This is a genomic window from Microlunatus sp. YIM B11417, from assembly GCF_059617205.1.
Window position 1 is genome coordinate 1917824 of sequence record NZ_JCAMPJ010000001.1, and the last position, 22243, is coordinate 1940066.

Sequence of the window (22243 nt, forward strand, 5' to 3'; positions counted from 1 at the left end):
GAACTCAGGACAGCATCCGTCCTGAAGGACTCCTAGGGTCGTGATCATGACGAAGCCGACCGAGTTCAGCCCGTACCGGATCGAGATCCCCCAGGCCGACCTGGACGACCTGGCGGCACGGCTCGCCGCCACCCGCCGGCCGGCCGAGCTGGCCGACGTCGGCTGGGGCTACGGCACCCCGACCTCGTACCTGAAGGACCTGGCCGACTACTGGCGGACCGGGTTCGACTGGCGGGCCGCCGAGGCCCGGCTGAACGCTCACCCGCAGTTCCTGACCGAGCTCGACGGCACCCGGCTGCACGTCCGGCACATCCGCTCGGCCGACCCGGACGCGACGCCGCTGCTGCTGCTGATCCACGGCTGGCCGTTCGCCGACTTCTCGGCCTTGATCGAGCCGTTGACCGATCCGGCGCGGCACGGTGGCGGGCCGTCGTTCCACCTGGTCATCCCGACCCTGCCGGGCTTCGGGTTCTCCGGGCCGCACCGGAGCGCCGGGGCGGGGGCCATCGAACGATCGGCGGAACTGCTGGCCCAGTTGATGGCCGGGCTCGGCTACGACCGCTACCTCGCCCACGGTGGCGACGCCGGCTCGTTCATCGCCCCGCAGCTGGGCCGGATCGACACCGACCACGTGGCCGGGGTGCACGTCAACGACCCGATCACGATCCCGGGCCCGGACGAGGACGGCACGGGCTACGACGAGCGGGACCAGGAACGGTTGGCCAGGCTGCAGGAGTGGGGGAGCAAGGACACCTCGGCCTACTCCGGGATCCACGCCAGGCCGCAGACCCTGGCCAACGGCCTGAACGACTCGCCGGCCGGCCTGCTGTCCTGGGTGATCGACATCGTGCACACCTACATCGACCCGGCCAAGGAGCTGCCCGAGCAGGCGATGGACCGCGACCGGCTGCTGACCGAGATCAGCATCCTCTGGTTCACCGGCACGATCGGCTCGTCGATGGCGCTCTACAAGGAGTCCGCGGTGTGGGGCGCGGAGCCGGCGAACTCCGGCGTGCCGACCGGGATCGCGGTGTTCCCGAGCGGCACCAGCATCCGGGCGATCGCCGAGCGGCAGAACACGGTGATCCGCTGGACCGAGTACGACCGCGGCGGGCACTTCGCCGCGATGGAGGCGCCCGACCTGCTGATCCGGGACCTGCGCGCCTTCGCGGCGATGCTGGACTGAACCGGCCCGGAACGACGAAACGCGCCGGCGGAGATCCGCCGGCGCGTTCGCCGTCTGTCAGGAACCGCAGGTCACCGCTGGGCGCGGACGAATCCGGCGGCCTGGGCCGCCTCCTCGCTGTTGAACCACACCTCGGCGATGGTCCGGTTGTAGCCGGCCGCCTCGGGCAGGTGGTACTTCATCGAGCGCTCGTTGCCCTTGATGGTGAACCCGGCCGGCGGCTCGGCGCCGACGTAGACGCCCTCGCCGTTGTACTTGGCGCGCAGCGCGGCATCCGCCGGCTCGGCGTCGGTCTCCGAGTCGGCCACCTCGGCCACGGCATCCGCGGCCGCGGTCTCCGCCGAGGGTTCGGCGTAGCCCGGGTCGCCCGGCTCGGCGGGCTCCGGGACCGTGCTGCCGGCGGTGTCGTCGGTCGAGATGCTCTCGGTCGCGGGGACGTCGGCCGGCTCGTCGGTGACGGCGGCGATCTCCTCGGTCGGCGAGTCGTCGGCGACGCCCACCGGCCCGGTCCCGTTCACCGGCGTCGTGTCCGCGGCGGCGGGGCGGTGCCCGTTGGCCGCGGAGCCGGCCGGCTCCGACCACGGCGAGCTGGGCGTGGGCGGCGTCGGCGCGTACGGAGCCGACGGCCGGGCCGCCTGCCAGCCCTGGTCCGAGCTGCCCAGCAGCTTCTTCACCACGACCGCGGCGACTCCGGCGACGACCGCGACGATCGCGATCCGCTTGATCCAGCGGCCCTTCTTCTTGGCCTTCTGTTCCTTGATCGGCTCCAGCTCACCCTTGGCGGCCTCCACCACGGCGCGGCCCCGCTTGCCCGCCTCGACGACCACCGGGCTGCCGGCGGCGGCGTTGAGCGCCTCGGTCAGCTTCGGCAGCAACTCCTCGTTCATCCGCAGACGTGCGGCCTCCACGGCCGGTGAGACCCGCTCCAGCGCCTCGTCGAGCCGCGGGCCGAACTTCTCCACAGCGTCATGCGCGGCCTTGGCCCCGCGCTTCTTGGCCTCCGCAGCGTACGGTCCGACACGTTCGACAGCCTGCTCCACGTACGGATTGACCCGCTCGAATGCCGACTGGGCGAGGGGTGTCACCCGTTCGGCGGCAGACTGGGCCAGCGGCCCAACTCTGTCTGCGGCTGACTGCGCGAGCGGCCCTACTCGATCGGCTGCAGTGTGGACCAGCGGTCCAAGTCGGTCAGCGGCCGCGTGAATCGCATCGTCGGCGGCTGGTGCAACCAGCTTTCGGGCGGCTTCCACGCGGTCGGAATTCTTGCGCTTCACGATTCCTCCGTTGGGTCACCTACAGCTCCTGTCCGGAGCATCTCTACACCGTACCGTTACCCACTGGCCGGTGGTCAGAACCCGGCGGTGTGAGGTAGGCGCTTGGCGAGGCATGACAGGATGGCGCACGCGACATCAGACGACGACCAGACGAAGGGGCCATTCCGTGCCGCAGCAGACCGCCATCCTGCACACCAACCACGGCGACATCACGCTGAACCTGTTCGGTGACCACGCGCCGAAGACTGTGCAGAACTTCGTGGGCCTTTCCAACGGGACCCAGGAGTACGTCGACCCGGAGTCCGGGCAGAAGACGACCGGCCGCTACTACGACGGCCTGACCTTCCACCGCGTCATCGACGGCTTCATGATCCAGGGCGGCTGCCCGCTCGGCACCGGCACCGGCGGCCCCGGCTACGAGTTCGGCGACGAGATCCACCCGGAGCTGCAGTTCAACCGGCCGTACCTGCTCGCGATGGCCAACCGCGGCCCCGGCACCAACGGCTCCCAGTTCTTCATCACCACCGGCGCTCAGCCGCACCTGAACCGCAAGCACACGATCTTCGGCGAGGTCGCCGACCAGGCCGGCCGCGACGTCGTGGACGCCATCGGCAAGGTCGCCACCGGCCGGCTGGACCGCCCGGTCGAGCCGGTCGTCATCGAGTCGGTCGAGATCAGCGGGTAGGACCGATAGGTGGCCGGACCCGACTTCACCGCGCCGGCCGATCCGGTCTGTTACCGGCATCCGGACCGGCCGACCGGCATTCGCTGCCAGCGCTGCAAGAAGCCGATCTGCGGCGAGTGCATGAACCCCGCGTCGGTCGGCTTCCAGTGCCCGCGCTGCGTCAACGCCGGGCAGCAGACCAGTCGAGCGCCGCGGACGCTGTTCGGTGCCAACCTGCGCGCCGGCGGCGGGATCGTGACGAAGGTGCTGATGGGCATCCTGGTCGCGACCTTCCTGCTCGACATGCCGACCGGTGGCCTGGTCTCGGGGCTTCTCGAGATGGGGGGCTTCTACATCGAACTGGGCCAGTTCTGGCGGCTGCTGACGTACGGGCTGATCACCACGGGCTCCGGGTCGTTCTTCGCGATCCTGGGCCTGCTGATGAACCTGCTGGTGCTCTGGATGGCCGGCCGCAGCCTGGAATCGGAGCTGGGGCCGGTCCGGTTCGCGGCGCTCTACCTGATCGCCGGGCTGGGCGGCGCGACCGTGCTCTACCTGCTCGCGCCGACCAACTACGGGTTCGCCGGGTCGACGACCGCCCTGGTCGGCCTGCTCGGCGCGAACGCGATCTTCAAGCGACGCACCGGCGAGGACATCCGGCCCGACATCACCCTGCTGGTCCTGCTGGTGCTGCTGAACATCCTGGTCTCGTTCGCGTACTTCGGCTGGATCGGCCTGATCGGCGGGATCGTGGTCGGCGCGATCGCCGGCGCGACGATCGCCTACGCGCCACGGGACCGCCGTGGCACCTGGCAGGCGATCGGCCTCGGCAGCATCGCGGCGGCCTGCCTGGTGGCGATCGCGGCCAAGTTCGTCCTGTTCAGCTGAGCGGGAGCGTGAGCGAGACCGACTCCGGTCCGTCGAAGCCGTGCCGGAAGACGGTGCCGAAGCTCAGCGCGGCCTCGTCCGCTCCGGCCGGCAGCGGGGCGGTGAAGACGATCACGCCGGTCACCGTCACACCCACCGGTACGGTCTCGCTCCAGCGGCTGCGCAGCGGCAGCGAACTCGCCTCGGCCGTCGTGTCGCCCGCGGTCAGCAGGCAGTTCCGGTAGAGCGGCAGGTCCACGGTGTTGCCGGTCCGGTTCGTCACGGCGAGCCGGACCCGGGTGAAGTCGCGGGTGACGATCACCTCCCGTACCTCGAACTCGAGCCCTGACCGTTCGACCGCCACCGGCTCGGCGAGCCGGTCGACGCCGTCCTGGGTCGCGGTCAGGAACTGGAAGCCGGTCCGCAGACCCAGCCCGACGGCCACACCGGTGCCGGCCAGCAGCACCAGGACCAGGACCGCGACGCCCACCGACCGGCCGCGCCGCACCGGCGGCCTGGCTCCCCGCGGCCGCGGGGGCTCGGGCCGGTTCAGGTCGATGCCGATCTTGATCATCGCGAAGCCGAACGCGACCACGGCCGGCAGCACCCAGCGCAACAGGCCGGTGTCGGCCTCGGTCAGGTAGCTGGCCACCGCCACGGCCGTCAGCCCGGCGGCCTCGACGCCCAGCGCGATCAGCACCGCCGGCCAGACCGCGACCCGCCGTCCGCCCGCCATGACCGGACGATAGGGCCGCCGGACCGGCGGTCACCAGAGGCGAACGCCACCGTTTCGAAGGTTCAGCCGGCCGGAACCGTGGGTACGTTCAGCGGCTGCATCGGCGGGGTCAGCCAGAGGGCCAGGATCACGCCGACGGTGACGATCAGGGCGACGACGGCGATCGCGGTGATGATCAACAACACGCGCGTCGGCAGCCACGGCACCGGATCCGCGACCGGGCCGGTACCGGGCGCTGCGGCCGGCGCGGAGGCCGGTTCGGGCGCGGGCGCCTCCTCCGTGGCGACGGCCGGCCCGCCGAGGTCGAGCCGTTCCGCCGCGGCCTGTGGTTGTGCTTGCTGCGTGCCGGGGGAGGGCGGAGCCTGGACCGGCGGCGGACCGCTGGCTGCCTGTTGCTCCGGTGCCCGCTGCTCCGGCGCCCGCTGTCGACGCGGTTGCGGCGGCTGGTGTTGCTGCTGCGGAGGCGGAGGCTGCTGCTGCGGAGGCGGAGGCTGCTGCTGCGGTGACTGCGGCAGGTTCCAGGACCAGGGCTCCGGCGGCTGCTGGTTCGCCATCGCTCAGTCGGTGCCCAGCGCGAAGGCCGAATCGAGGTCGTGCTTGGAGTAGCTGCGGAACGCGATGTGGCTCTCCGTGCTCTGTACGCCGGCCACCTTGTTCAGCCGGTCGGCGACGACCCGGGCGATCTCGTCGTGGTCGCGGACCCGGACGATCGCGATCAGGTCGATCTGCCCGGTCACCGAATAGACCTCGCTGACCCCGTCGAGCGCGGCGAGCTCCTCGGCCACCTCGGGGATCCGGGCCACATCGGCCTTGACGAAGACGATCGCGGTCACCATCGGCGCTCCTCGGGCGAAGTCGGCATGCGGCTCAGCCTAGTGGGGACCGGCCCATCGACGGGAGCCGCCACGGGCCTGCCGGCGGGTGTTCCGCCCGGTGACCGACATCTTGAGCGACTGCTCAATTGCCGTGTTAGGCTCTGGTTGAGCGATCGCTCAAGGCGTACGGAAGGGAGGCGGCATGGGGCTCTTCGTGGAGACCGGGATCGCGACCGAGCTGGACCTGCTCTGGCAGCGGACCCAGCGACCGGACCAGCACCAGCGCTGGGATCTGCGGTTCGGCTCGATCACGTACCTGCCGAAGGACGGGCCCGGGGCGCCGCAGCGGTTCCGCTACGCCACCCGGGTCGTCCCCGGCCTGGTGATCGCCGGCACCGGCGTCACGGCCGCGGACCGGCGGCACCGCGACGGCGGCGCGATCTCGGTGCTCCGGTTCGCCTCACCCCACCCGTGCTGCCCGATCCGGACCGGCCAGGGCTACTGGCGCTACCAGCCGGACGGCGGCACGGTCCGGTTCCGCACCGGCTACGACTACCGGCCGCGCTGGGGCCGACCCGGCCGCTGGGTGGACCGGCTGCTGTTCCGGCCGCTGATGGCCTGGGCCACGGCCTGGTCGTTCGACCGGCTGCGGCTCTGGTGCGAGCGCGGGATCCCGCCGGAGCGAGCACTGCGGCAGGCCTGGGCGGAGGTCGCGGTCCGCGCCGCGGCGGTGGCGCTGGCGGTCGGCCTCGCCTTCGCGCTGCGCTCGCCGTACCCGCTGATCCTGGCTGCGGCGGCGATCGGCCTGCCGCCACTGCCGACCACGCCGGCGGCCCGGCGCTGCCACTACCACGCGGGGCGCTGCCGGTGCCGGCCCGCGGACCGCGCCACGAAGGAGCGAGCATGACCTCGATCTTCCGCAAGGCCCTCGGATCCGACTTCGACCGGCTGCACCCGCAACTGCAGCGGCGTTTCTCGGTCGGCCTGGACAGCGGCGAGGCCTGCATCGGCCGTGGCGTGATGGAGCAGGTCTGGCACGGCCGCGGCTTCGTCCGGCCGTTCCTCGCCCTCGGCGCGACCCGGCACATCCTGGTCCCGCAGGTCGGCGCGGGCGTCCCGTTCCGGATCGAGAACTTCCCCTATCGCGACCGGTACGGCCGCGAGACCGTCACCTTCGCCCGCACCTTCAGCTTTCCCGGCGGGCGCGAGCGGCACTGGGACGCGACGATGATCCACAGCCCGGTCCGCGGCTGCATCGTCGACTACCTCGGCACCCACCAGCACCTGGCCAGCGACCTGCACCTCAGCGCCGAACCCGACGGATCATTGCTGATCCGGTCGGGCGAGCACCGGTTCCGGGAGGGCCCGGTCGACCTGCGGGTGCCGGACCTGATCGGCGGCGAGGCCGAGGTGCGGGAGTCGTTCGACGACGCGACCGGTCGGTTCCGGATCCGGGTGCGGGTGGTGAACCGGCGGTTCGGCCCGCTGTTCGGCTATCACGGTACGTTCGACGCCGAGTTCGTCCGGGTCGCCGAGGCACCGGGCCGGCTCCGTCCCGTACGAGAGGAGGCCCGGGTGTGAACGAGTCGAGGACCGCCGCGACGCGGGAGCGGCTGCTCGCCGGCACCCTGACCTGCCTGACCGAGCAGGGGATCGCGAAGACATCGGCGCGCACCATCGCGGCCGCCGCCGGCGTCAACCAGGCACTGATCTTCTACCACTTCGGCACCGTCGACGCTCTCCTCGCCGCCGCCTGCCAGCACGCCGCCGAGCGGCGCGTCGCCCGCTACCGGGACCGGCTGGCCGGGGTCGGCTCGCTGGCCGAACTGCTCGACCTCGGCCGGGCCATCCACGCCGAGGAACAGGCGGACGGCAACGTCCGGGTGCTGGCCCAGCTGCTGGCCGGCGCGCAGACGAACCCGCAGCTCGGCCCGGCGACCGCGGCCGGTCTGCGGCTCTGGATCGAGGAGATCGAGGCCGTCGCGGCCCGGTTGATCGCGGACACCCCGCTGGCCGGGCTGGTTGATCCAGCCGGGCTGTCCCGGGCCGTCGCGGCGTCGTTCATCGGCCTCGAGCTGTACGACGGCGTCGACCCGGACGGCAGCGCCACCGCGTTCGCGGCCCTTGATCAACTGGCCGCGCTGGCGGCCCTGCTGGACGACCGCAGCCCGGTCGTGCGCAAGGCGATCACCGCGGCGCTGCGCCGCGGCCTGCGGAAGAGCGGCAAGGCCGGCCCGGAGCCGTGGCGTCGGCCATGATCAACACCGGGCGGCGGGCCGAGGCGACCACCGTGATCGGGACCGGCGACGCGATCTGGGCCCGCGCCGCCGCGGAGTTGCTGCTCTGGCGGGTGAAGACGGCGAGCGGCTTCCGGGTCGACGACGATCGCCCGGTGACGCCCGGCCGGCGGGTCACGGTGACGGCCCGGCTGCTCGGGTTCGTCGTGGTCGAGCCGGTCAGGTGGTCGCCGTCGTGACCGAGCCGGACCGGGTCGGCTTTTCGTACCGGACGCTGCCGGCGCACCCGCTGTCCGGCGAGGAGACCTTCCTGCTCGAACGCGACGGCTCGCAGGTACGGCTGACGATTCGCTCGATCACCCGGCCGGCGCCGCACCAGCCCTGGCGAGCGCTGTACCCGCTGGTGCGCCTCGCCCAACTCGTCGTACGCCGCCGCTACCTGCGCGCGCTCGTGGTTCCGTGACGATCATGGTCGCGACCCGCAGCACCGCGGCTCGCCTAGCCTGTGGAGGTGCTTCAGACGGAGGCCGAGTGGCGGCAGCGGGTTCCCGAGCTCGTCGCCCGCTACGCCGACCGGTGGGAACTTGATCTTGGTGAGCCGTTCGCGGGCGGTAGCGCGGCTCACGTGGTTGCGGCGACCACCGCCGACGGGCAGGAGGTGGTGTTGAAGCTGTCGTTGCCGCACCGGGAGGCGCGCGGCGAGGCGGCGGCGCTGCGCTGGTGGGACGGGGACGGCGCGGTCCGGCTGCTCCGGTATGCGCCCGAGGACCTTGCACTGCTGCTCGAGCGCTGCCGGCCGGGTGTGCCGTTGACCGCCGCCGACCTTCCGCCGCGGGCCAAGCTGGCGGTCGCTGCCGGGCTGCTGGCCCGGGTCTGGCGGCACGGGATCCCGCCGCTGGAGTTCGCGGTGGAGTCGTTGGCCGACGTGACCGCCGAGTGGGCCGACCTGGTCGAGGATCGGGTGCGTCGGTTGGCGCCGCCGTACGACCGGAACCCGATCGCCCGCGGCGTCGAGCTGCTGCGCACGCTGCCGGCCGGCAGCGACCGCGAGGTCTTCGTGCACGGCGACTTCAACCCGGGCAACGTGCTGTCCGCCGCCGACGACTCCTGGATGATCATCGATCCGAAGCCGATGATCGGTGACCCCGGTTACGACTTCAGTCCGTTGCTGCTCCAGGTGGACGACCCGTTCACTCACCCCGACCCGGCGCCGGTGCTGCGCGAGCGGGTCGAGCTGGTGGCCGAGATCGTCCAGGTGCCCCCGGACCGGCTGCTGGCCTGGTGTCTCGCCCGGCTGGTCGAGGGTGCGCTCTGGTACGCGGACCGGGGCGAGGTCGGGCTCGGCGGCGATGCGATGGACGCCGCCGTCGTGATCAACGACTTGCTGGCCGTGTCGCCTCGATGAGGTGCCGGGTCGAGTGGGCCACGAACGAGCCGCGGTCCCGGATCAGGGCGTCCATCCGGCGCAACTCCGCCTCGTACTTCTCGACGGAGAAGTCGGGCACCCACCAGACGCACTTGCGCAGGATCCAGACCACCGCGCCGACATCGAGGAATTCCATCCGGCAGCGCGCGGTGCGCAGGTCCGTGATCGTCAGCCCGGCCTGCTCGGCCGCGGCCCGTTCGATCGCGGGATCGCGTCCGTCCGTCGCACCCGGCAGCGGGCCGAGGAAGAACTCGCTCAGCTCGACCACCGACTTCGGCCCGACGTGCTGGGCGAAGTACCGGCCGCCCGGCGCCAGCACCCGGTGGATCTCCGGCCAGTCCGGCCGGATCGGGTGCCGGGAGGTGACCAGCTCGAACGCCCCGTCCGGGAACGGCAGCGGCCCGCCCTGCTCCGTGGGGTGGACCTCGACGCCGCGCGGCCCGAGCAGCGCCCGGGCGCGTTCGACGTTGGGCGGCCAGGCCTCGGTCACGGCCATCCGGGCCGGGAACCGCGGTGCCTCGCCGACCACCTCGCCGCCGCCGGTGTCCAGATCGAGCGCGCTCGCCACCCGGCCCAGCCGGTCGGCGAGCAGCCGGGCATAGCCCCACGGCGGCCGCTCCTCGGTGGCCCGGCCGTCGAGCCAGTCGAAGCTCCAGCCCGTCACGTCGGCCTGGGCCGCCTCCGCGACGAGTTCCTCGTACGTACGCATGCCGCCGATCCTGCCCAGCCGCGGACGGCCGGACAACGCCTTTTCAGCTCGGCAGGACGTCCAGCAGCTCGGGCAGCCGCTCGTCGGTCAGCACCCCGTGCAGCGGCCAGGACCAGTCACCCTCGATCTCGATGATCCGCACCCCGGGCTGCTCCAGCCAGTCGGCGACCCGCTCCGCCTCCTCGATCCCGGCGGCCGGCAGCGGACCGATCGGCGGCGCCACGGTCTCGGCGGTTGCGACGCAGGCCCGGGCCACCGCCTGCGGCACCTCATGCGGCCTGGCCAGGGCCGCCCCGGCCAGCCGGCCGTGCCGGATCACGTGGATCTCCCAGTTCTGCTCGACCCGGCGGGCGGCGACGATCTGGGCGCAACCGGCGATGCTGTTGACCCGGTGGTAGCGCCGGCCGGTGCGGGTCAGCGTCGCCAGCCGATGCCGGATGGTGGCCGCCTCCTCGTACCGCTGCTGGCTGACCAGCCGGCGCAACCGGTGCTGCAGCGCCGCCACGGCCGGCCGGACGTCGTCGCTCAGCGCGGACCTGACCTGATCGACGATCCGGTCGTAGTCGGCCCGGCTGATCCGCCCGTCACACGGCGAACTGCACCGGCCCAGCTCGGCCAGCGCGCAGGACGGCGAGGTCTGGGCCAGGGTGATCCGGGTCGCGCACTGCCGGATCGGGAACCCGTCGTAGAGCGCCAGCATCGCGTCGTTCGCCGACTGCCGCTGCCGGAACGGGCCGAAGTAGCTGGCCTGGTCGTCCCGGACCGTGCGGACCAGCGACAGCCGCGGGAACGGCTCGGTCGTGATCTTGATCCAGTGCTGCCGCTCCGGGAACTTGGACCGCCGGTTGTAGCGCGGCGCATGGGTCGCGATCAGCCGCAGCTCGCACACCTCGGCCTGCAGCGCCGTCGCGCACTCGACCGCCTCGACGCCGGTCGCCACCCGGACCATCTCGTCCATCCGGCGCCGCGACTCGGACGCGGTGAAGTAGGTCCGGACCCGGCGCCGGATGTTGACCGACTTGCCGACGTAGAGCACCTGCCGGTCGTCGCCGTGCTCCGCGACGAACAGGTAGACGCCCGGCGCGTCCGGGAGGTCGCTGGCCCAGGACCGCTTGGCCCGGCGGCCCGGCGACACCTTGCGGCTGAACTCGCGCAGGTCCTCGATCGTGTGCACGCCGAGGTTGCCGACCCGCTCGATCAGCCCGTGCAGCACGTCGACCGTGGCTTGGGCGTCGGTCAGCGCCCGGTGGTTCGGTGTGGTGGGGGAGCGGAAGTGCCGGGCCAGCGTGGCCAATCGGCAGTTCGGCACCTCGTCGGCGAGCAGGATCTGCCGGGCCATCGCCGCGGTGTCCAGCACCAGCCAGCGCGGTGCCGGGTAGTCGAGCTCGGCGCAGGCCCGGCGCAGGAAGCCATGATCGAACGGCGCGTTGTGGGCCACCAGCACGCAGCCGTCGGCGAAGGCCAGGAACGAGGGCAGCACCTGGGCCAGCCGGGGCGCCTCGGCGACCATCCGGTTGGTGATCCCGGTCAGCACCTGGATCAGCGCCGGGATCGCCGACCGCGGATTGACCAGCGTCTGGAACTCGCCGAGCACCTCGCCGCCGCGCACCTTGACCGCGCCGATCTCGGTGATCGCGTCCGCGTCGGTGCTCCCGGTCGTCTCCAGGTCGACCACGCAGAACGTGACTGCGGGCAGCGGCGTGCCGAGCTCGTCGAACGACGGCTGTGCCGCCATCACGTCCCGCGCCACCGCTCCCTGGGCCATGGCACGACGCTAAATCACACGACTGACATTCCCGGATGTCCGGTCTCCGACTTCACCACACTTCCTGTCGCTTCACGCGAGAAGTTACCGTGGCAAAGCGCCGGTTTTTCACGTTAACGTGAAAAACATGTGGCGGGAGTGACCAGTGGGACGTGGGCGGGGTCAGCCGCCGCACTCGACGAACACGCTGCCGTGGGTCGCTCGTGCCGTCACGGTGCGCGGGGCGCGCGGGTCGGTGGGCACGGTGATGATCGCCTCGTCCTCGGCGTCCACCTCGACCGCGTACGGCAGGCAGGGGCCGAGGTCGATCGCGATGGTGCCGTTCGCCGTGGCGGCGACCACGTCGTCGGGCTGGCGTACCTCGAGCGAGATCTCGCCGTTGCGGGTCCTGGCCGTCACCGACCGCGCCGACGAGTCCTCGACCAGGATCCGGCCGTTGTCGCTCTCGGCCTCGATCGGTCCCGCGGCGTCAGAGATCTGGATCTGCCCGTCCCGGGTGCTCAGCCGCAGACTGCCGTCGAAGCCCTGCACCTCGATCGGGCCGGTACGGTTCGTCGCGATCACCGTGGTGCCCTCCGGGACCTCGACCGACAGTTCCAGTTCGCAGTCGTACGAGGACGAGGCAGGGCAGTCGGCGTCGACCCGGCTGCCGTCCGGCGCCACCTCGATCCGCGGCTGGTCCCCGCTGTGGCTGCCGCTGCCGTAGACCCGGATCCGGCCGGCCGGCCCGGTCCGCAGATCAAGATCAACTCCCTGCCGCCCGGCGTCCACGGTGACCGTCGGTGCGGCGGCGAGCTCGGTGCTGAACTCGTACGGCCGGGTGCCGGGCAGCACGTCCTGACTGATGTTCAGCGCCGCGAGCACGACGCTCAACGCCAGCAGCGGCAGCACGATGATCAACATCCGGCGCCGGGCCGGTGTGATCATGGTGGTCGCCGTCTCGCTCATCAGGTCATCATCCTGTGACGCCGAGGTAGCGCAGTACGGCCAGCACCCGGCGGTGCTCGCCGCCGTCGGGGTTCAGCCCGAGCTTGCTGAAGATGCTCGAGATGTGCTTCTCCACCGCGGCCGGGCCGATCACCAGCAGCTCGGCGATGCCCGCGTTGGAACGGCCCTCGGCCATCGCCGCGATCACCTCCCGCTCCCGCGGCGACAGTGCGGCGATCGGGTCGGCCCGCCGGCTCCGGGCCAGCAGTTGCTTGATCACCTCGGGGTCGATCGCGGTGCCCCCGGCGGCGACCCGCTGCACCGACTCGATGAACTCCTCGACCTCGGCCACCCGGTCCTTGAGCAGGTAGCCGACCCCTTCGGTCCGGTTACCGATCAGCTCGGTGGCGTACCGCTCCTCGACGTACTGCGAGAGCACCAGGACGCCGATCTCGGGCCACCGCTGCCTGATCACCAGCGCGGCCCGCAGCCCCTCGTCGAGGAACGTCGGCGGCATCCGTACGTCGACGACGCAGACATCCGGTTGATCATGGTCGACGGCCCGGAGCAGCTGCTCGGCGTCCTCGACCGCGGCGATCACCTCGGCGCCGGCGTCGGTCAGCAGATGCCGTACGCCCTCGCGCAGCAGCACCGAGTCCTCGGCGATCACGACCCGCATGGCAACTCCGCTCTGATCATGGTCGGTCCGCCCGGCGGGCTGTCGACCGTGAAGGTCCCGTCGATCCCCTGGACCCGCCCGGCCAGGCCGGCCAGGCCGCCGCCGGCCGAGAACCGGGCGCCGCCGCGGCCGTCGTCGATCACCTCGACCACCATCCGGTCCGCGCCGAGGCGGCTGATCCGTACCGTGATCTTGGAAGCACCGGAGTGCTTGGCGGCGTTGGTCAGTGCCTCGCTGACCACGAAGTAGGCGGCCGACTCGATCGCCGCCGGCGGCCGCCGGTCACCGGTCAGATCGGGCGCGACGGTGATCTCGGCCGGGATCGGCAGCCGGCCGGCCAGTGCCGACAGCGCCGCGTCCAGGCCGCGGTCGGTGAGCACCGGCGGATGCAGCCCGCGGGTCAGGTCGCGCAGCTCGGTGATCGCGGTCTTGGCGTCGGCGTGGGCCTGGTTGAGCAGCCGGAGCACCTCCGGGTCGGCGTCGTCACCGGCCGCGCGCAGCCGTACCTTCGCGCGACCGATCGCCACCGCGACCGCGATCAGCCGCTGCTGGGCGCCGTCGTGCAGGTCCCGCTCGATCCGCTGCCGCTCCACCTCGGCCGCGTCGACCACCCGGGCCCGGCTGACCGTCAGCTCCTCGACCCGGCGGGTCAGCGACGTCCCGCCGAGCAGCCGGCGCGCCACGGTGAGATCGACCTCGACCAGCAGCTTGATCAACAACGGGCTGAGCACCAGGCCGGCGGCCAGGGCACAGGTACTGACCAGCCCGGCCACCCAGTACGAGTCGACGGTGACCGGGCCGACCGACGCCGACCGGGTCGGGAAGCTGGACCAGTAGAGGGGCAGCAGGCCGAGTGTGATCGGCAGCGCGAGCGCCAGCACGACGCCCATCAGCGTGACGAAGGAGAGCGGCAGCCGGACCGCCCAGTAGCCGAGCTGGCGCCAGGTGTGCCGGTTCCGCAGGTAGCCCCAAGCGCCGCGGAAGGCCGAGGTCGTCGCCGGCGGGTCGGGCCGCGCGATCACGGCCCCGGTGCCGGTCTGCAGGATCCGTCGCTGGCTGTCGCCGAGGCGCCAGAGCAGCCGGCCGAGCAGGGCGAACAGCGGGAAGCCGACCACGATCGGCAGGGTCAGCAGCCCGATCGCCGACAGCAGCAGCAGGCCGAGGCCGAGCAGGCCGGTCAGCCCGTCCAGCCAGAGCGTCGCGCCGGCCAGCCACAGGCCGGGCGAGGCCCAGGCCCGGACGGGGTTGGCGGGGATGGCGACGCGGTCCACGCTGGGCAGCGTAGTTACCTCGGGCCCGCCGAGCCCATCCGGCGGGCCGACGACCCGACCTCCGGTTAACCCGACCCCGTCAGCCGCCGAGCCGCTCCCCGGCCGGCGGGCGCGCCGAGTGTGACCCTACGGCCGTTCGAAATCGATTTCAGCGCGTCTTTCCGTCACACTCGGCGACGAGTTGGCGGTACGGGAGGGCGGGTCAGGGGTCGGTGAGGCCGAGGCGCCGGCGCAGCTGGGCGTTCTGGTCCTGGAGGTCGAGGACCATCGCGACGCCGGCGAGGTTGAGGCCGGCGGCGGTGAGTTGGGCGATCCGGCGCAGGCGTTCGATGTCGTCGTGGCTGTAGCGGCGGGTGCCGCCCTCGGTGCGGTCGGGTCGCAGGAGCCCGGCGCGTTCGTACGCGCGCAGGTTCTGCGGTCCGGTGCCGCTCAGCTCGGCGGCGACCGTGATCCCGAAGACACCGCGCTGGGGGTCCATCAATGCCTCCGTCGGTTCGTCGATCCGGATCTTGAATCTCTTCTGGCCTCTCATCATAATGTGTGGTGTCACCACAGATTTGGTGTCAGAGGCGCATCGATTTCTCGACACGACGGAGGTGAATCTGATGTTGATGCGTACTGATCCTTTTCGTGAGCTGGACCGGTTGAGCCAGCAGATCCTGGGCACCACCACGAGGCCGGCCTTCATGCCGATGGACGCCTGGCGGGACGGCGACACGTTCCACGTCGAGTTCGATCTTCCCGGGGTGGATCCGGAGTCGGTCGACCTCGACATCGAGCGGAACGTGCTGACCGTCCGGGCGGAGCGGCCGGTGGTCGAGGTGAGCGGCGAGCAGATCGCCGCCGAGCGCCCGCGCGGCGTGTTCAGTCGCCAGTTGATCTTGGGCGACAACCTCGACCTGGACAAGATCAAGGCCGACTACCGCAACGGTGTCCTGCGATTGGAGATCCCGATCGCGGAGAAGGCCAAGCCGCGCAAGATCTCGATCACGGCGAGTGACGAGGGTCGGACCCGGGAGATCTCGGCCTGATCATCGACGACGGCATGGCCGGCCCGGCCTGCTCGGTCAGGTTCCGGGCCGGCCTGCCGCGCCGCGTTCCGTGGAGGTGGGTCGATGCCATCGAACCGTGCACACCAGATCGCCGTTCTGCTGCGGGCGAGCCGTGAGCTCGACGTCATCGGTGACGTGTCCGTTGTCGTGGACAGCCCTGGCGAACTGATTGCCTGGGCCGGGCTGCTGCCGTCGCCGACCATGATCATCTGGCGCGCCGAGGAGACCGGCCGTCGGTACGTCTGCCTGACCGCCATGCACCGGGAGGCGCCGATCCGCGGCCAGATCATGATCACCCTGGACGGCGATCGGCACCCCGGACTGTGGCGCCGGCTGCTGGCCGGGCGCGGCGAACTGCCGCCCGGCACCGAACACGTCGCCGACGCCGGCCGCCTGATCGACGCCTGGCACCCACTCGACGACGACCTCAACCATGATCACGAGGAGCCCGGCACCATGACCGACGGGCAGACCCGGGACTGAACCGGGGGGGGCGCTCAGCGCCGGGCCGACGGCGGGGCGAGGGTCGAGCCCTCGAGGATGCCGCAGCTGAGCCGGGTCCGCAGCGGGGCCTCGGACGGGTCGGCCATCAGGCGCAGCAGCAGCCGCACGGCTTCGGCGCCCATCTCGTAGCGGGGGATCTTCAGCTCGGTCAGGGCCGCGTTCTCCGGCCGGAACTGGGTGCCGCCGAGCCCGATCATGGACAGGTCGCCCGGGATGTCCAGGCCGCGGTCACGGACGGCCGCCGCGAAGGGCTCGACGAAACCGTTGTTCTCCAGGATGACGGCGGTGACGCCGCGCCGGACGATCTCGGTCAGGAACTCGTCCAGGCCGAGCTTGCCCGGCGTCGGATCGACCGAGACGCGCAGCAGCGGGGAGTCCTCGGCTGCGAGACCGTACTGCCGGCGCCCGGCCAGGAAGCCGGCCTGCCGGGCCGGGATCGGCTCGTCCGGCTGCAGCTGGGCCATCGCGATCCGGCGGTGCCCGAGCTCGACGGCCCGGCCGACCAGGGCTGCGGTGCCGCCCACGTAGTCGCCGGCGACGTAGGACAGCTCCACGCCCGGGAAGGAGCGCTCGCCGACGAAGACGAACGGGTAGCCCTCGCCGGCCAGCCGGACGATCTCGTCGGTCTTCTCGTTGGTGCCGAGCAGCAGGCCGCCGTCGGCCAGCCGCAGGTGGTTGACCCCGCCGGCGTAGATGGAGCGCCGGTGGTCCTCGTTCTTGGCGCCGGTGACCAGCAGCAGGTGGTACTCGGCCTCGTCGGCCGCCTCCTCGATGCCGACCAGGAAGTCGTGGTAGAAGTTCTGCGATCCCAACGGGAACAGGGCTTCGTAGGTGAACACGCCGATCAGCCGGCTGCTCCCGCCGGCCAGGTTGCGGGCCGCGATGTCAGGGACGTAGCCGAGCTCGCGAACCGCCTCCATGACCCGCTCCCGGGTCGCGTCGCTGACCCGGATCGAGCCGTAGTCGCGGCCGTTGATCACCGACGACACGATGCCGGGGGAGACGCCGGCGTGGCGGGCCACGTCGGCCTGCGACACCCGTCTCGGCCCGGTCCGAGCCCTGCGCGCCACGTTCGTCCTCCCTCGTCGTGCCCCGAGGCCATGGTCCGACCTCGTCCGTGGATTCTCGCCGAATCGGCCCCGGACAGCACCTTGACTCCGGTGCCGCCTCACTCCTAGCGTATTGCGTAATGCGCTTTATCACTACCCAACGGAGGTGTGGTCCCCGATGACGGAGCGGTCGACCGAGGTCCTGGTGATCGGTGGCGGTCTGGGCGGTGTCGGCGCCGCGCTGGCGGCGCTGACGCTGGGCCGGAAGGTGATCCTCACCGAGGAGTCGCCCTGGCTGGGCGGGCAGGTGACCTCCCAGGCGGTGCCGCCGGACGAGCACCCGTGGATCGAGAAGGAGTCGCCGTCGCGGCTGTACCGGCGGTTCCGCAACGGCGTCCGCTCCTACTACCGGCGGACCTACCCGCTGAACGAGGACGCCCGCACCAACGACCTGCTGAACCCGGGCGGCGGCGGGGTGAGCCCGATCTGCCACGAGCCGCGGGTCGCGGTGGCGGTGATCGACGAGCTGCTGGCGCCGTACCGTTCGGACGGCCAGCTGCTGGTGCTGCTCGATCATGAACCGGTCGCCGCCGACGCCGACGGGGACCGGGTCACCTCGGTCCGGGTCCGGTCCAGTCGGACCGGCACGGAGTCGATCCTGACCGCGCCGTACGTGATCGACGCGACCGAGACCGGCGACCTGCTGCACCTGGCCGGCGTCGAGCATGTGTACGGGGCGGAGAGCCGGGACGAGACCGGCGAACTCCACGCCGTGGACGGACCGGCCCAGCCGCTGAACCAGCAGTCGTTCACCTGGTGCTTCGCGGTCGACTACGACCCCGACGGCGATCACACGATCGACAAGCCGGCCGACTACGACTACTGGCGTGCCTACCGGCCGGGGGAGTACTGGCCCGGCCCGCTGTTCGGCTGGGACGACGTCGAGCCGCACACGCTGAAGGCGCGTCGGCGGGCGATCTTCGAGGACCCGGATTCCTGGCGGGGCGCGGTGACCCGGGACTTCTGGCACTACCGCCGGATCTTCACCCGCCGGCATCACGAGGACGGCCGCTACCGCGGCGACGTGACGCTGGTGAACTGGCCGCAGATCGACTACATGGACGGACCGATCCTCGGCGTCGATCGAGAAACCGTCGATCGACATCTGGCCGGGTCCCGGGCCCAGAGCCTGTCCTTCCTCTACTGGATGCAGACCGAGGCGCCCCGGCTGGACGGCGGCACCGGCTACCGCGGGCTGCGCCCGCGCGGTGATCTGCTCGGCTCCGATGATCATCTCGCGCTGCGCCCGTACATCCGGGAATCCCGGCGGATCAAGGCCGAATTCACCGTGCTGGAACAGCATCTGGGCGTCCAGGCCCGGGAGGCCGCCGGGCTGCCGGACGGTTCGGAGCTGTTCCCCGACACGGTCGGTGTGGGTTCCTACCGGATCGACCTGCATCCCAGCACCGGTTCCGGCGCCGGGCCGCGCAACTACATCGACGTGTCCAACTATCCGTTCCAGATCCCGCTCGGCGCGCTGATCCCGCAACGGGTGGACAACCTGCTGCCCGGCAACAAGAACATCGGCTCCACCCACATCACCAACGGCTGCTACCGGCTGCACCCGGTGGAATGGGTGATCGGCGAAGCCGCCGGCGCCCTGGCCGCGCACGCCCTGGACACCGGCCAGACGCCGCGCGCGATCCGTAACGACCCGACCCGGCTGGCGGACTTCCAACGCCTGCTGGCCACCACCCTCGACACCCGGCTGGCCTGGACCGATCAGGTCCGTGCCACACGGCGTTAGCCGCCGCCGGGTCATCCATACCCACATCGGAGTGAACCATGGAGAACCCCCAGCAGTTCAGCCGGGAGCGGCGGGTGCTGACCCGCCGTTCCTTGATCAAGACCGCGACCCTGGCCGGCGGTGCGTTGGCCGTCGGTACGTCAGCAGCCTGCACCCCGGACAAGACGGTCGAGACCAACAAGGGTGAGGCGAACGTCAACGCCCAGCTGCCCTCGTACGTCCCGGTGGAGTTGATCAAGCCCGACCTGCCCGGTGATCAGGCCCTGATGCCCGGCTACTACGCGTACCCGAAGGATCCGAAGCCGGTCTTCGACACGCCCCCGGGCGCCGGGCTGGACAAGATCACGATCATGTACCCGACGTTCATCGCGGCGCCGCCGGGACCGGACCGGAACACGTTCTACGCCCAGGTGCAGACCGAGCTCGGGGCGCAGCTCGACCTGCAGCCGATCCCGTCGGCGGACTACGGGCCGAAGTTCCAGACCACGGTGGCCGGCGGCTCGCTGCCGGACGTGATGATGTTCCCGCTGCCGACGCCGGACCAGCCGCGCGTGATGGAGCGGTTGTTCGAGGACCTCGGGCCCTACCTGGCCGGCGACAAGATCAAGGACTTCCCTTATCTGGCGAACATTCCGGAGGCGTCCTGGAAGCCCGCCGTCTCCAACGGGACGGTCTACGCGGTGCCGCAGCCGCGCTCGGTGGCGGGCGGTGCGATGTACTACCGGCGGGACCTGTTCGACCAGTTGCAGGTGAATCCGGAACCGGCGAGCTACGCCGAGTTCCTCGAGCTGTGCAAGGCGGTCACCGACCCGAAGCAGAGTCGCTGGTCGATGGCCAACGCCGGCAACGCGCGCGGCCAGATCGCCGAGATGCTCGGTGCACCGAACGGCTGGAGCGAGTCCGGCGGCGAGTTCACGAATGCGTACGCCGACGAGCGGACCAAGGAGTCGGTCGCCCGGACCGCCGAACTGGTCAAGGCCGGCGTCTTCCACCCGGACGCCGCGTCGGCCAGCTACACCCAGTTCCGCGACTTCTTCTTCGCCGGCCGGACCGTCCTGCTCAGCGACGGCTACGCCGGCTGGGACCTCTTCGTCCGCCAGCTCGGCGGGGTCGCCGAGGGCACCGGGAAGCTCGGCCTGATGATGCTGCCGAAGTACGACGGCGGCGGCGACGCCCCGCACTTCGCCGGCACCGGCTTCCAGGCGATCACGGTGATCAAGAAGGGTCTCGGTGAGGAGCGGACCCGCGGCGTGCTGAACGTCCTCAACTACCTGGCCGCGCCGATCGGGTCGGCCGAGCACCTGCACCGCAAGTACGGCGTCGAGGGCAAGGACTTCACCTGGGAGGACGGGCTGCCGACGCTGACCCAGCAGGGCACCACGAACTTCCTGGACCTGCAGTACATCGTCGACGCCCCGACCATCATCGGCCCCGGCCCGCGGGACGGGGTGGACCGGCAGCACGCCTGGCACCAGCGGGCCACCGCGGACCTGGTCAAGGACCCCAGCATCGGCCTCTACTCCGACACCGCCAGTCGCAAGAAGACGACGCTGGACAAGGTGATCAACGACGCGGTGACCGGCATCATCTTCGGCCGCAACCCGCTCAGCGACTACGACGAGGCGTTCGCGAAGTGGCGCTCCGAGGGCGGCGACAAGATCGCCGCCGAGTACGGCGAGGCCTTCAAGGCTGCGAACGGCTGAGCGCCCGGGTGGCGAGCTCGGTGATGAAGCCGGCGACCTCGTCCGGCTTCTCCTCGGCCATGAAGTGCCCGGCCTGGATGGGCCGGTAGCTGAGGTCGGGCGCCCAGGCACCCCACAGGGCCGCGGCGTCGAAGCCGAGCTGGGAGCCCCAGTCCTGGGAGAGAACGCCCACCGGCATGATCAACTTCCGGCCGGCCGCCCGGTCGGCCTCGTCCATGGCCAGATCGATGCCGGCGGTCGCCCGGTAGTCGGCCACGATCGAGTCGACCGCGGCCACCGAGCTGTCGAGGTAGTGCCGGCGCACCTCCGGGGTGAAGGTCGAGCCGTCGGTGTCCCAGGCGTCCAGGAACGAGGCGAAGAACTCCGGGGCGACGGCGGTGATCATCTTCTCCGGCAGCCCGGGCGGCTGGGCCATCAGGTAGAGGTGCCAGGCGACCTTCGCGTTCACTCCCTGCAGCACGGCCCAGGTGTCCAGGGTCGGCAGCACGTCGAGGATGCCGAGGAAGTCGATCGTCTCCGCGTGGTCCAGGCCGGCCCGGACGCCGACCAGTGCGCCCCGGTCGTGCCCGACGATCCCGAACCGTTCGAACCCGAGGGCCTGCGCGACGGCGACGACGTCCAGGGCCATGGTCCGCTTCGCGTACGTCTCCGGAGCGGTCCCGGCGGGCTTCGTGCTGCGGCCGTAGCCGCGCAGGTCGGGCGCGATCACGGTGTGGCGGTCGGCGAGCCGGCTCGCCACCCGGTGCCACATGTAGTGGGTCTGCGGGAAGCCGTGCAGCAGGACGACGGCCGGGCCGGTGCCGCCGACGGCGACGTTGAGGTCGACACCGTCCGCGCCGGGCAGGGTCCGGTAGTCGAAGCCGTCGATGGCGAGGTCGGTCATGGGGTCTCCTTCGTCTGGATGGCCGGCTTCCCGGAGAAGATGCCGGCGGGCAGTGGGCGGGTGCGGTCCGCCGTCGCGGTCAGGGCGGGCAGCAGCACGGTGTCGATCAGGGCGTCCAGGTAGGCGTCGTCGACGAGCAGTCCGTTGACCCGGCGGAGCAGCAGGGCCGCGCCGACGATCTCCTCGTACGGGAAGGGATCCACGCCATCCGGCAGTTCGCCCCGGGCGACCGCGGCGTCGATCACCGGACGCGGTAACCGGGCGCCGGTCGGGCCGGTCGAGACCTCGATCGCCTCGCAGAGCTCCGGGTCCTCCAGGCCGGCCTGAAGCAGCAGCATCGCCGTCCGGCTGTCGGCGGACCGCATGGTTCGGTCCAGCCGCCGGCAGAGGGCGAGCAGGTCGCCGCGCAGGCTGCCGGTGTCGATCGCGTCCGCGCCGTCACGCCGCGCCGGGCCGGCCTTGAGTGCGGCGATCACCATCTCCCGCCTGGTCTTCCACCGGCGGTACAGGCTCGCCTTCGCGGCACCCGACCGACGGGCGATCTCCTCGAACGTCACGCCCTCGTAGCCGGATTCCGCCAGCACAGCGCCGACGGCGGCGAGGATGCGCTGCTCCAGTTCGTCGTCCCGCGGCCGGCCGCCGCGGGCCGGACCGTCACTCTTTCGATACGGCACGGGCCGTATCGTATC

General features: G+C 71.6%; 26 protein-coding genes. 13 read left to right on the forward strand and 13 right to left on the reverse strand.

What is annotated here, in order from left to right; all coding sequences use genetic code 11:
- Nucleotides 1-46 precede the first annotated feature (46 nt).
- Complete coding sequence (locus tag AC6CCG_RS09480; protein WP_496654245.1) at nt 47-1186, forward strand: epoxide hydrolase family protein; 1140 nt, start codon at nt 47-49, stop codon at nt 1184-1186.
- A 71-nt stretch (nt 1187-1257) separates the two neighbouring features.
- Here the strand turns inward: AC6CCG_RS09480 and AC6CCG_RS09485 are convergent, their stop codons facing one another.
- Nucleotides 1258-2226: a sunset domain-containing protein gene (locus AC6CCG_RS09485; protein WP_496654247.1), complete on the reverse strand. Its 969-nt coding sequence runs from the start codon at nt 2224-2226 to the stop codon at nt 1258-1260.
- 400 nt (nt 2227-2626) lie between these two features.
- On the opposite strand from AC6CCG_RS09485, the gene AC6CCG_RS09490 reads away from it, so the two are divergent.
- Together AC6CCG_RS09490 and AC6CCG_RS09495 are read left to right on the forward strand one after the other, a co-directional pair.
- The gene (locus AC6CCG_RS09490) at nt 2627-3145 is read left to right on the forward strand and encodes a peptidylprolyl isomerase (protein ID WP_496654248.1); all 519 of its coding nucleotides are present in this window, start codon (nt 2627-2629) and stop codon (nt 3143-3145) included.
- A 9-nt stretch (nt 3146-3154) separates the two neighbouring features.
- Complete coding sequence (locus tag AC6CCG_RS09495) at nt 3155-4012, forward strand: rhomboid family intramembrane serine protease (RefSeq protein ID WP_496654249.1); 858 nt, start codon at nt 3155-3157, stop codon at nt 4010-4012.
- On the opposite strand, the gene AC6CCG_RS09500 is transcribed toward AC6CCG_RS09495, so the two are convergent.
- The 3 genes from AC6CCG_RS09500 to AC6CCG_RS09510 all read right to left on the reverse strand — a co-directional run bounded on the left by AC6CCG_RS09500 (nt 4005) and on the right by AC6CCG_RS09510 (nt 5563).
- Nucleotides 4005-4727: a hypothetical protein gene (locus AC6CCG_RS09500; RefSeq protein WP_496654250.1), complete on the reverse strand. Its 723-nt coding sequence runs from the start codon at nt 4725-4727 to the stop codon at nt 4005-4007. The two genes, AC6CCG_RS09495 and AC6CCG_RS09500, sit on opposite strands and share 8 nt — an antisense overlap.
- Before the next feature lie 62 nt (nt 4728-4789).
- A complete protein-coding gene (locus AC6CCG_RS09505; protein WP_496654252.1) occupies nt 4790-5281 on the reverse strand; it encodes a hypothetical protein in 492 nt (163 codons plus the stop codon).
- Between the two features lie 3 nt (nt 5282-5284).
- On the reverse strand, nt 5285-5563 hold the full coding sequence (locus AC6CCG_RS09510; protein WP_496654253.1) for an Lrp/AsnC family transcriptional regulator: 279 nt from the start codon (nt 5561-5563) through the stop codon (nt 5285-5287).
- A gap of 181 nt (nt 5564-5744) precedes the next feature.
- On the opposite strand from AC6CCG_RS09510, the gene AC6CCG_RS09515 reads away from it, so the two are divergent.
- The 6 genes from AC6CCG_RS09515 to AC6CCG_RS09540 are packed head-to-tail and all read left to right on the forward strand — an operon-like array spanning nt 5745 to nt 9184.
- Nucleotides 5745-6449: a hypothetical protein gene (locus AC6CCG_RS09515; protein WP_496654254.1), complete on the forward strand. Its 705-nt coding sequence runs from the start codon at nt 5745-5747 to the stop codon at nt 6447-6449.
- Nucleotides 6446-7123 (forward strand): DUF4166 domain-containing protein, encoded by a 678-nt coding sequence (locus AC6CCG_RS09520; protein WP_496654255.1) that lies wholly within the window; start codon nt 6446-6448, stop codon nt 7121-7123. The genes AC6CCG_RS09515 and AC6CCG_RS09520 overlap by 4 nt, the downstream gene beginning before the upstream one ends.
- The gene (locus AC6CCG_RS09525; protein WP_496654256.1) at nt 7120-7800 is read left to right on the forward strand and encodes a TetR/AcrR family transcriptional regulator; all 681 of its coding nucleotides are present in this window, start codon (nt 7120-7122) and stop codon (nt 7798-7800) included. Before AC6CCG_RS09520 ends, AC6CCG_RS09525 begins: the two co-directional genes overlap by 4 nt.
- Nucleotides 7797-8018, forward strand: a complete 222-nt coding sequence (locus AC6CCG_RS09530; RefSeq protein WP_496654257.1) for a DUF1990 family protein — start codon at nt 7797-7799, stop codon at nt 8016-8018. The genes AC6CCG_RS09525 and AC6CCG_RS09530 overlap by 4 nt, the downstream gene beginning before the upstream one ends.
- Entirely contained in the window at nt 8015-8242 is a 228-nt protein-coding gene (locus AC6CCG_RS09535; protein WP_496654259.1) for a DUF1990 family protein, read from the forward strand. The genes AC6CCG_RS09530 and AC6CCG_RS09535 overlap by 4 nt, the downstream gene beginning before the upstream one ends.
- Before the next feature lie 48 nt (nt 8243-8290).
- Nucleotides 8291-9184, forward strand: a complete 894-nt coding sequence (locus tag AC6CCG_RS09540; protein ID WP_496654260.1) for an aminoglycoside phosphotransferase family protein — start codon at nt 8291-8293, stop codon at nt 9182-9184.
- Here AC6CCG_RS09540 and AC6CCG_RS09545 read toward each other — a convergent pair.
- The 6 genes from AC6CCG_RS09545 to AC6CCG_RS09570 all read right to left on the reverse strand — a co-directional run bounded on the left by AC6CCG_RS09545 (nt 9153) and on the right by AC6CCG_RS09570 (nt 15034).
- A complete protein-coding gene (locus AC6CCG_RS09545; protein WP_496654262.1) occupies nt 9153-9914 on the reverse strand; it encodes a class I SAM-dependent methyltransferase in 762 nt (253 codons plus the stop codon). The genes AC6CCG_RS09540 and AC6CCG_RS09545 overlap by 32 nt on opposite strands.
- 43 nt (nt 9915-9957) lie before the next feature.
- Nucleotides 9958-11679, reverse strand: a complete 1722-nt coding sequence (locus AC6CCG_RS09550) for a DEDD exonuclease domain-containing protein (RefSeq protein WP_496654263.1) — start codon at nt 11677-11679, stop codon at nt 9958-9960.
- A 162-nt stretch (nt 11680-11841) separates the two neighbouring features.
- Nucleotides 11842-12627, reverse strand: a complete 786-nt coding sequence (locus AC6CCG_RS09555; RefSeq protein ID WP_496654264.1) for a DUF4097 family beta strand repeat-containing protein — start codon at nt 12625-12627, stop codon at nt 11842-11844.
- A 7-nt stretch (nt 12628-12634) separates the two neighbouring features.
- Nucleotides 12635-13285: a response regulator gene (locus AC6CCG_RS09560; RefSeq protein ID WP_496654265.1), complete on the reverse strand. Its 651-nt coding sequence runs from the start codon at nt 13283-13285 to the stop codon at nt 12635-12637.
- Nucleotides 13273-14556, reverse strand: coding sequence for a sensor histidine kinase (locus tag AC6CCG_RS09565; protein ID WP_496654266.1), 1284 nt, complete (start codon nt 14554-14556; stop codon nt 13273-13275). Before AC6CCG_RS09565 ends, AC6CCG_RS09560 begins: the two co-directional genes overlap by 13 nt.
- A gap of 202 nt (nt 14557-14758) precedes the next feature.
- Nucleotides 14759-15034: a MerR family transcriptional regulator gene (locus AC6CCG_RS09570; RefSeq protein WP_496654267.1), complete on the reverse strand. Its 276-nt coding sequence runs from the start codon at nt 15032-15034 to the stop codon at nt 14759-14761.
- Between the two features lie 124 nt (nt 15035-15158).
- Between AC6CCG_RS09570 and AC6CCG_RS09575 the strand changes: the two genes are divergently transcribed.
- Both AC6CCG_RS09575 and AC6CCG_RS09580 read left to right on the forward strand, forming a co-directional pair.
- The gene (locus AC6CCG_RS09575) at nt 15159-15587 is read left to right on the forward strand and encodes an Hsp20/alpha crystallin family protein (protein ID WP_496654408.1); all 429 of its coding nucleotides are present in this window, start codon (nt 15159-15161) and stop codon (nt 15585-15587) included.
- 84 nt (nt 15588-15671) lie between these two features.
- A complete protein-coding gene (locus AC6CCG_RS09580) occupies nt 15672-16091 on the forward strand; it encodes a hypothetical protein (protein ID WP_496654268.1) in 420 nt (139 codons plus the stop codon).
- A gap of 14 nt (nt 16092-16105) precedes the next feature.
- Here the strand turns inward: AC6CCG_RS09580 and AC6CCG_RS09585 are convergent, their stop codons facing one another.
- Nucleotides 16106-17182, reverse strand: a complete 1077-nt coding sequence (locus AC6CCG_RS09585; RefSeq protein ID WP_496654269.1) for a LacI family DNA-binding transcriptional regulator — start codon at nt 17180-17182, stop codon at nt 16106-16108.
- 157 nt (nt 17183-17339) lie between these two features.
- Here AC6CCG_RS09585 and AC6CCG_RS09590 point away from each other — a divergent pair, with 157 nt between their 5' ends.
- Entirely contained in the window at nt 17340-18968 is a 1629-nt protein-coding gene (locus AC6CCG_RS09590) for an FAD-dependent oxidoreductase (protein ID WP_496654270.1), read from the forward strand.
- Between the two features lie 38 nt (nt 18969-19006).
- The gene (locus AC6CCG_RS09595; RefSeq protein ID WP_496654271.1) at nt 19007-20671 is read left to right on the forward strand and encodes an extracellular solute-binding protein; all 1665 of its coding nucleotides are present in this window, start codon (nt 19007-19009) and stop codon (nt 20669-20671) included.
- Here the strand turns inward: AC6CCG_RS09595 and AC6CCG_RS09600 are convergent.
- On the reverse strand, nt 20652-21554 hold the full coding sequence (locus AC6CCG_RS09600; protein ID WP_496654272.1) for an alpha/beta fold hydrolase: 903 nt from the start codon (nt 21552-21554) through the stop codon (nt 20652-20654). The two genes, AC6CCG_RS09595 and AC6CCG_RS09600, sit on opposite strands and share 20 nt — an antisense overlap.
- A complete protein-coding gene (locus tag AC6CCG_RS09605; RefSeq protein ID WP_496654273.1) occupies nt 21551-22228 on the reverse strand; it encodes a TetR/AcrR family transcriptional regulator in 678 nt (225 codons plus the stop codon). Before AC6CCG_RS09605 ends, AC6CCG_RS09600 begins: the two co-directional genes overlap by 4 nt.
- Between the last annotated feature and the right edge of the window lie 15 nt (nt 22229-22243).

Bases quoted from the DNA above. Each gene is read 5' to 3' on its own strand.
- AC6CCG_RS09505 (WP_496654252.1), bottom strand. From the start codon at position 5,281: ATGGCGAACCAGCAGCCGCCGGAGCCCTGGTCCTGGAACCTGCCGCAG.
- AC6CCG_RS09570 (WP_496654267.1), bottom strand. From the start codon at position 15,034: ATGGACCCCCAGCGCGGTGTCTTCGGGATCACGGTCGCCGCCGAGCTG.
- AC6CCG_RS09515 (WP_496654254.1), top strand. From the start codon at position 5,745: ATGGGGCTCTTCGTGGAGACCGGGATCGCGACCGAGCTGGACCTGCTC.
- AC6CCG_RS09590 (WP_496654270.1), top strand. From the start codon at position 17,340: ATGACGGAGCGGTCGACCGAGGTCCTGGTGATCGGTGGCGGTCTGGGC.
- AC6CCG_RS09580 (WP_496654268.1), top strand. From the start codon at position 15,672: ATGCCATCGAACCGTGCACACCAGATCGCCGTTCTGCTGCGGGCGAGC.
- AC6CCG_RS09550 (WP_496654263.1), bottom strand. From the start codon at position 11,679: ATGGCCCAGGGAGCGGTGGCGCGGGACGTGATGGCGGCACAGCCGTCG.
- AC6CCG_RS09545 (WP_496654262.1), bottom strand. From the start codon at position 9,914: ATGCGTACGTACGAGGAACTCGTCGCGGAGGCGGCCCAGGCCGACGTG.
- AC6CCG_RS09595 (WP_496654271.1), top strand. From the start codon at position 19,007: ATGGAGAACCCCCAGCAGTTCAGCCGGGAGCGGCGGGTGCTGACCCGC.
- AC6CCG_RS09530 (WP_496654257.1), top strand. From the start codon at position 7,797: ATGATCAACACCGGGCGGCGGGCCGAGGCGACCACCGTGATCGGGACC.
- AC6CCG_RS09600 (WP_496654272.1), bottom strand. From the start codon at position 21,554: ATGACCGACCTCGCCATCGACGGCTTCGACTACCGGACCCTGCCCGGC.
- AC6CCG_RS09500 (WP_496654250.1), bottom strand. From the start codon at position 4,727: ATGGCGGGCGGACGGCGGGTCGCGGTCTGGCCGGCGGTGCTGATCGCG.
- AC6CCG_RS09510 (WP_496654253.1), bottom strand. From the start codon at position 5,563: ATGGTGACCGCGATCGTCTTCGTCAAGGCCGATGTGGCCCGGATCCCC.
- AC6CCG_RS09560 (WP_496654265.1), bottom strand. From the start codon at position 13,285: ATGCGGGTCGTGATCGCCGAGGACTCGGTGCTGCTGCGCGAGGGCGTA.
- AC6CCG_RS09555 (WP_496654264.1), bottom strand. From the start codon at position 12,627: ATGAGCGAGACGGCGACCACCATGATCACACCGGCCCGGCGCCGGATG.
- AC6CCG_RS09480 (WP_496654245.1), top strand. From the start codon at position 47: ATGACGAAGCCGACCGAGTTCAGCCCGTACCGGATCGAGATCCCCCAG.
- AC6CCG_RS09520 (WP_496654255.1), top strand. From the start codon at position 6,446: ATGACCTCGATCTTCCGCAAGGCCCTCGGATCCGACTTCGACCGGCTG.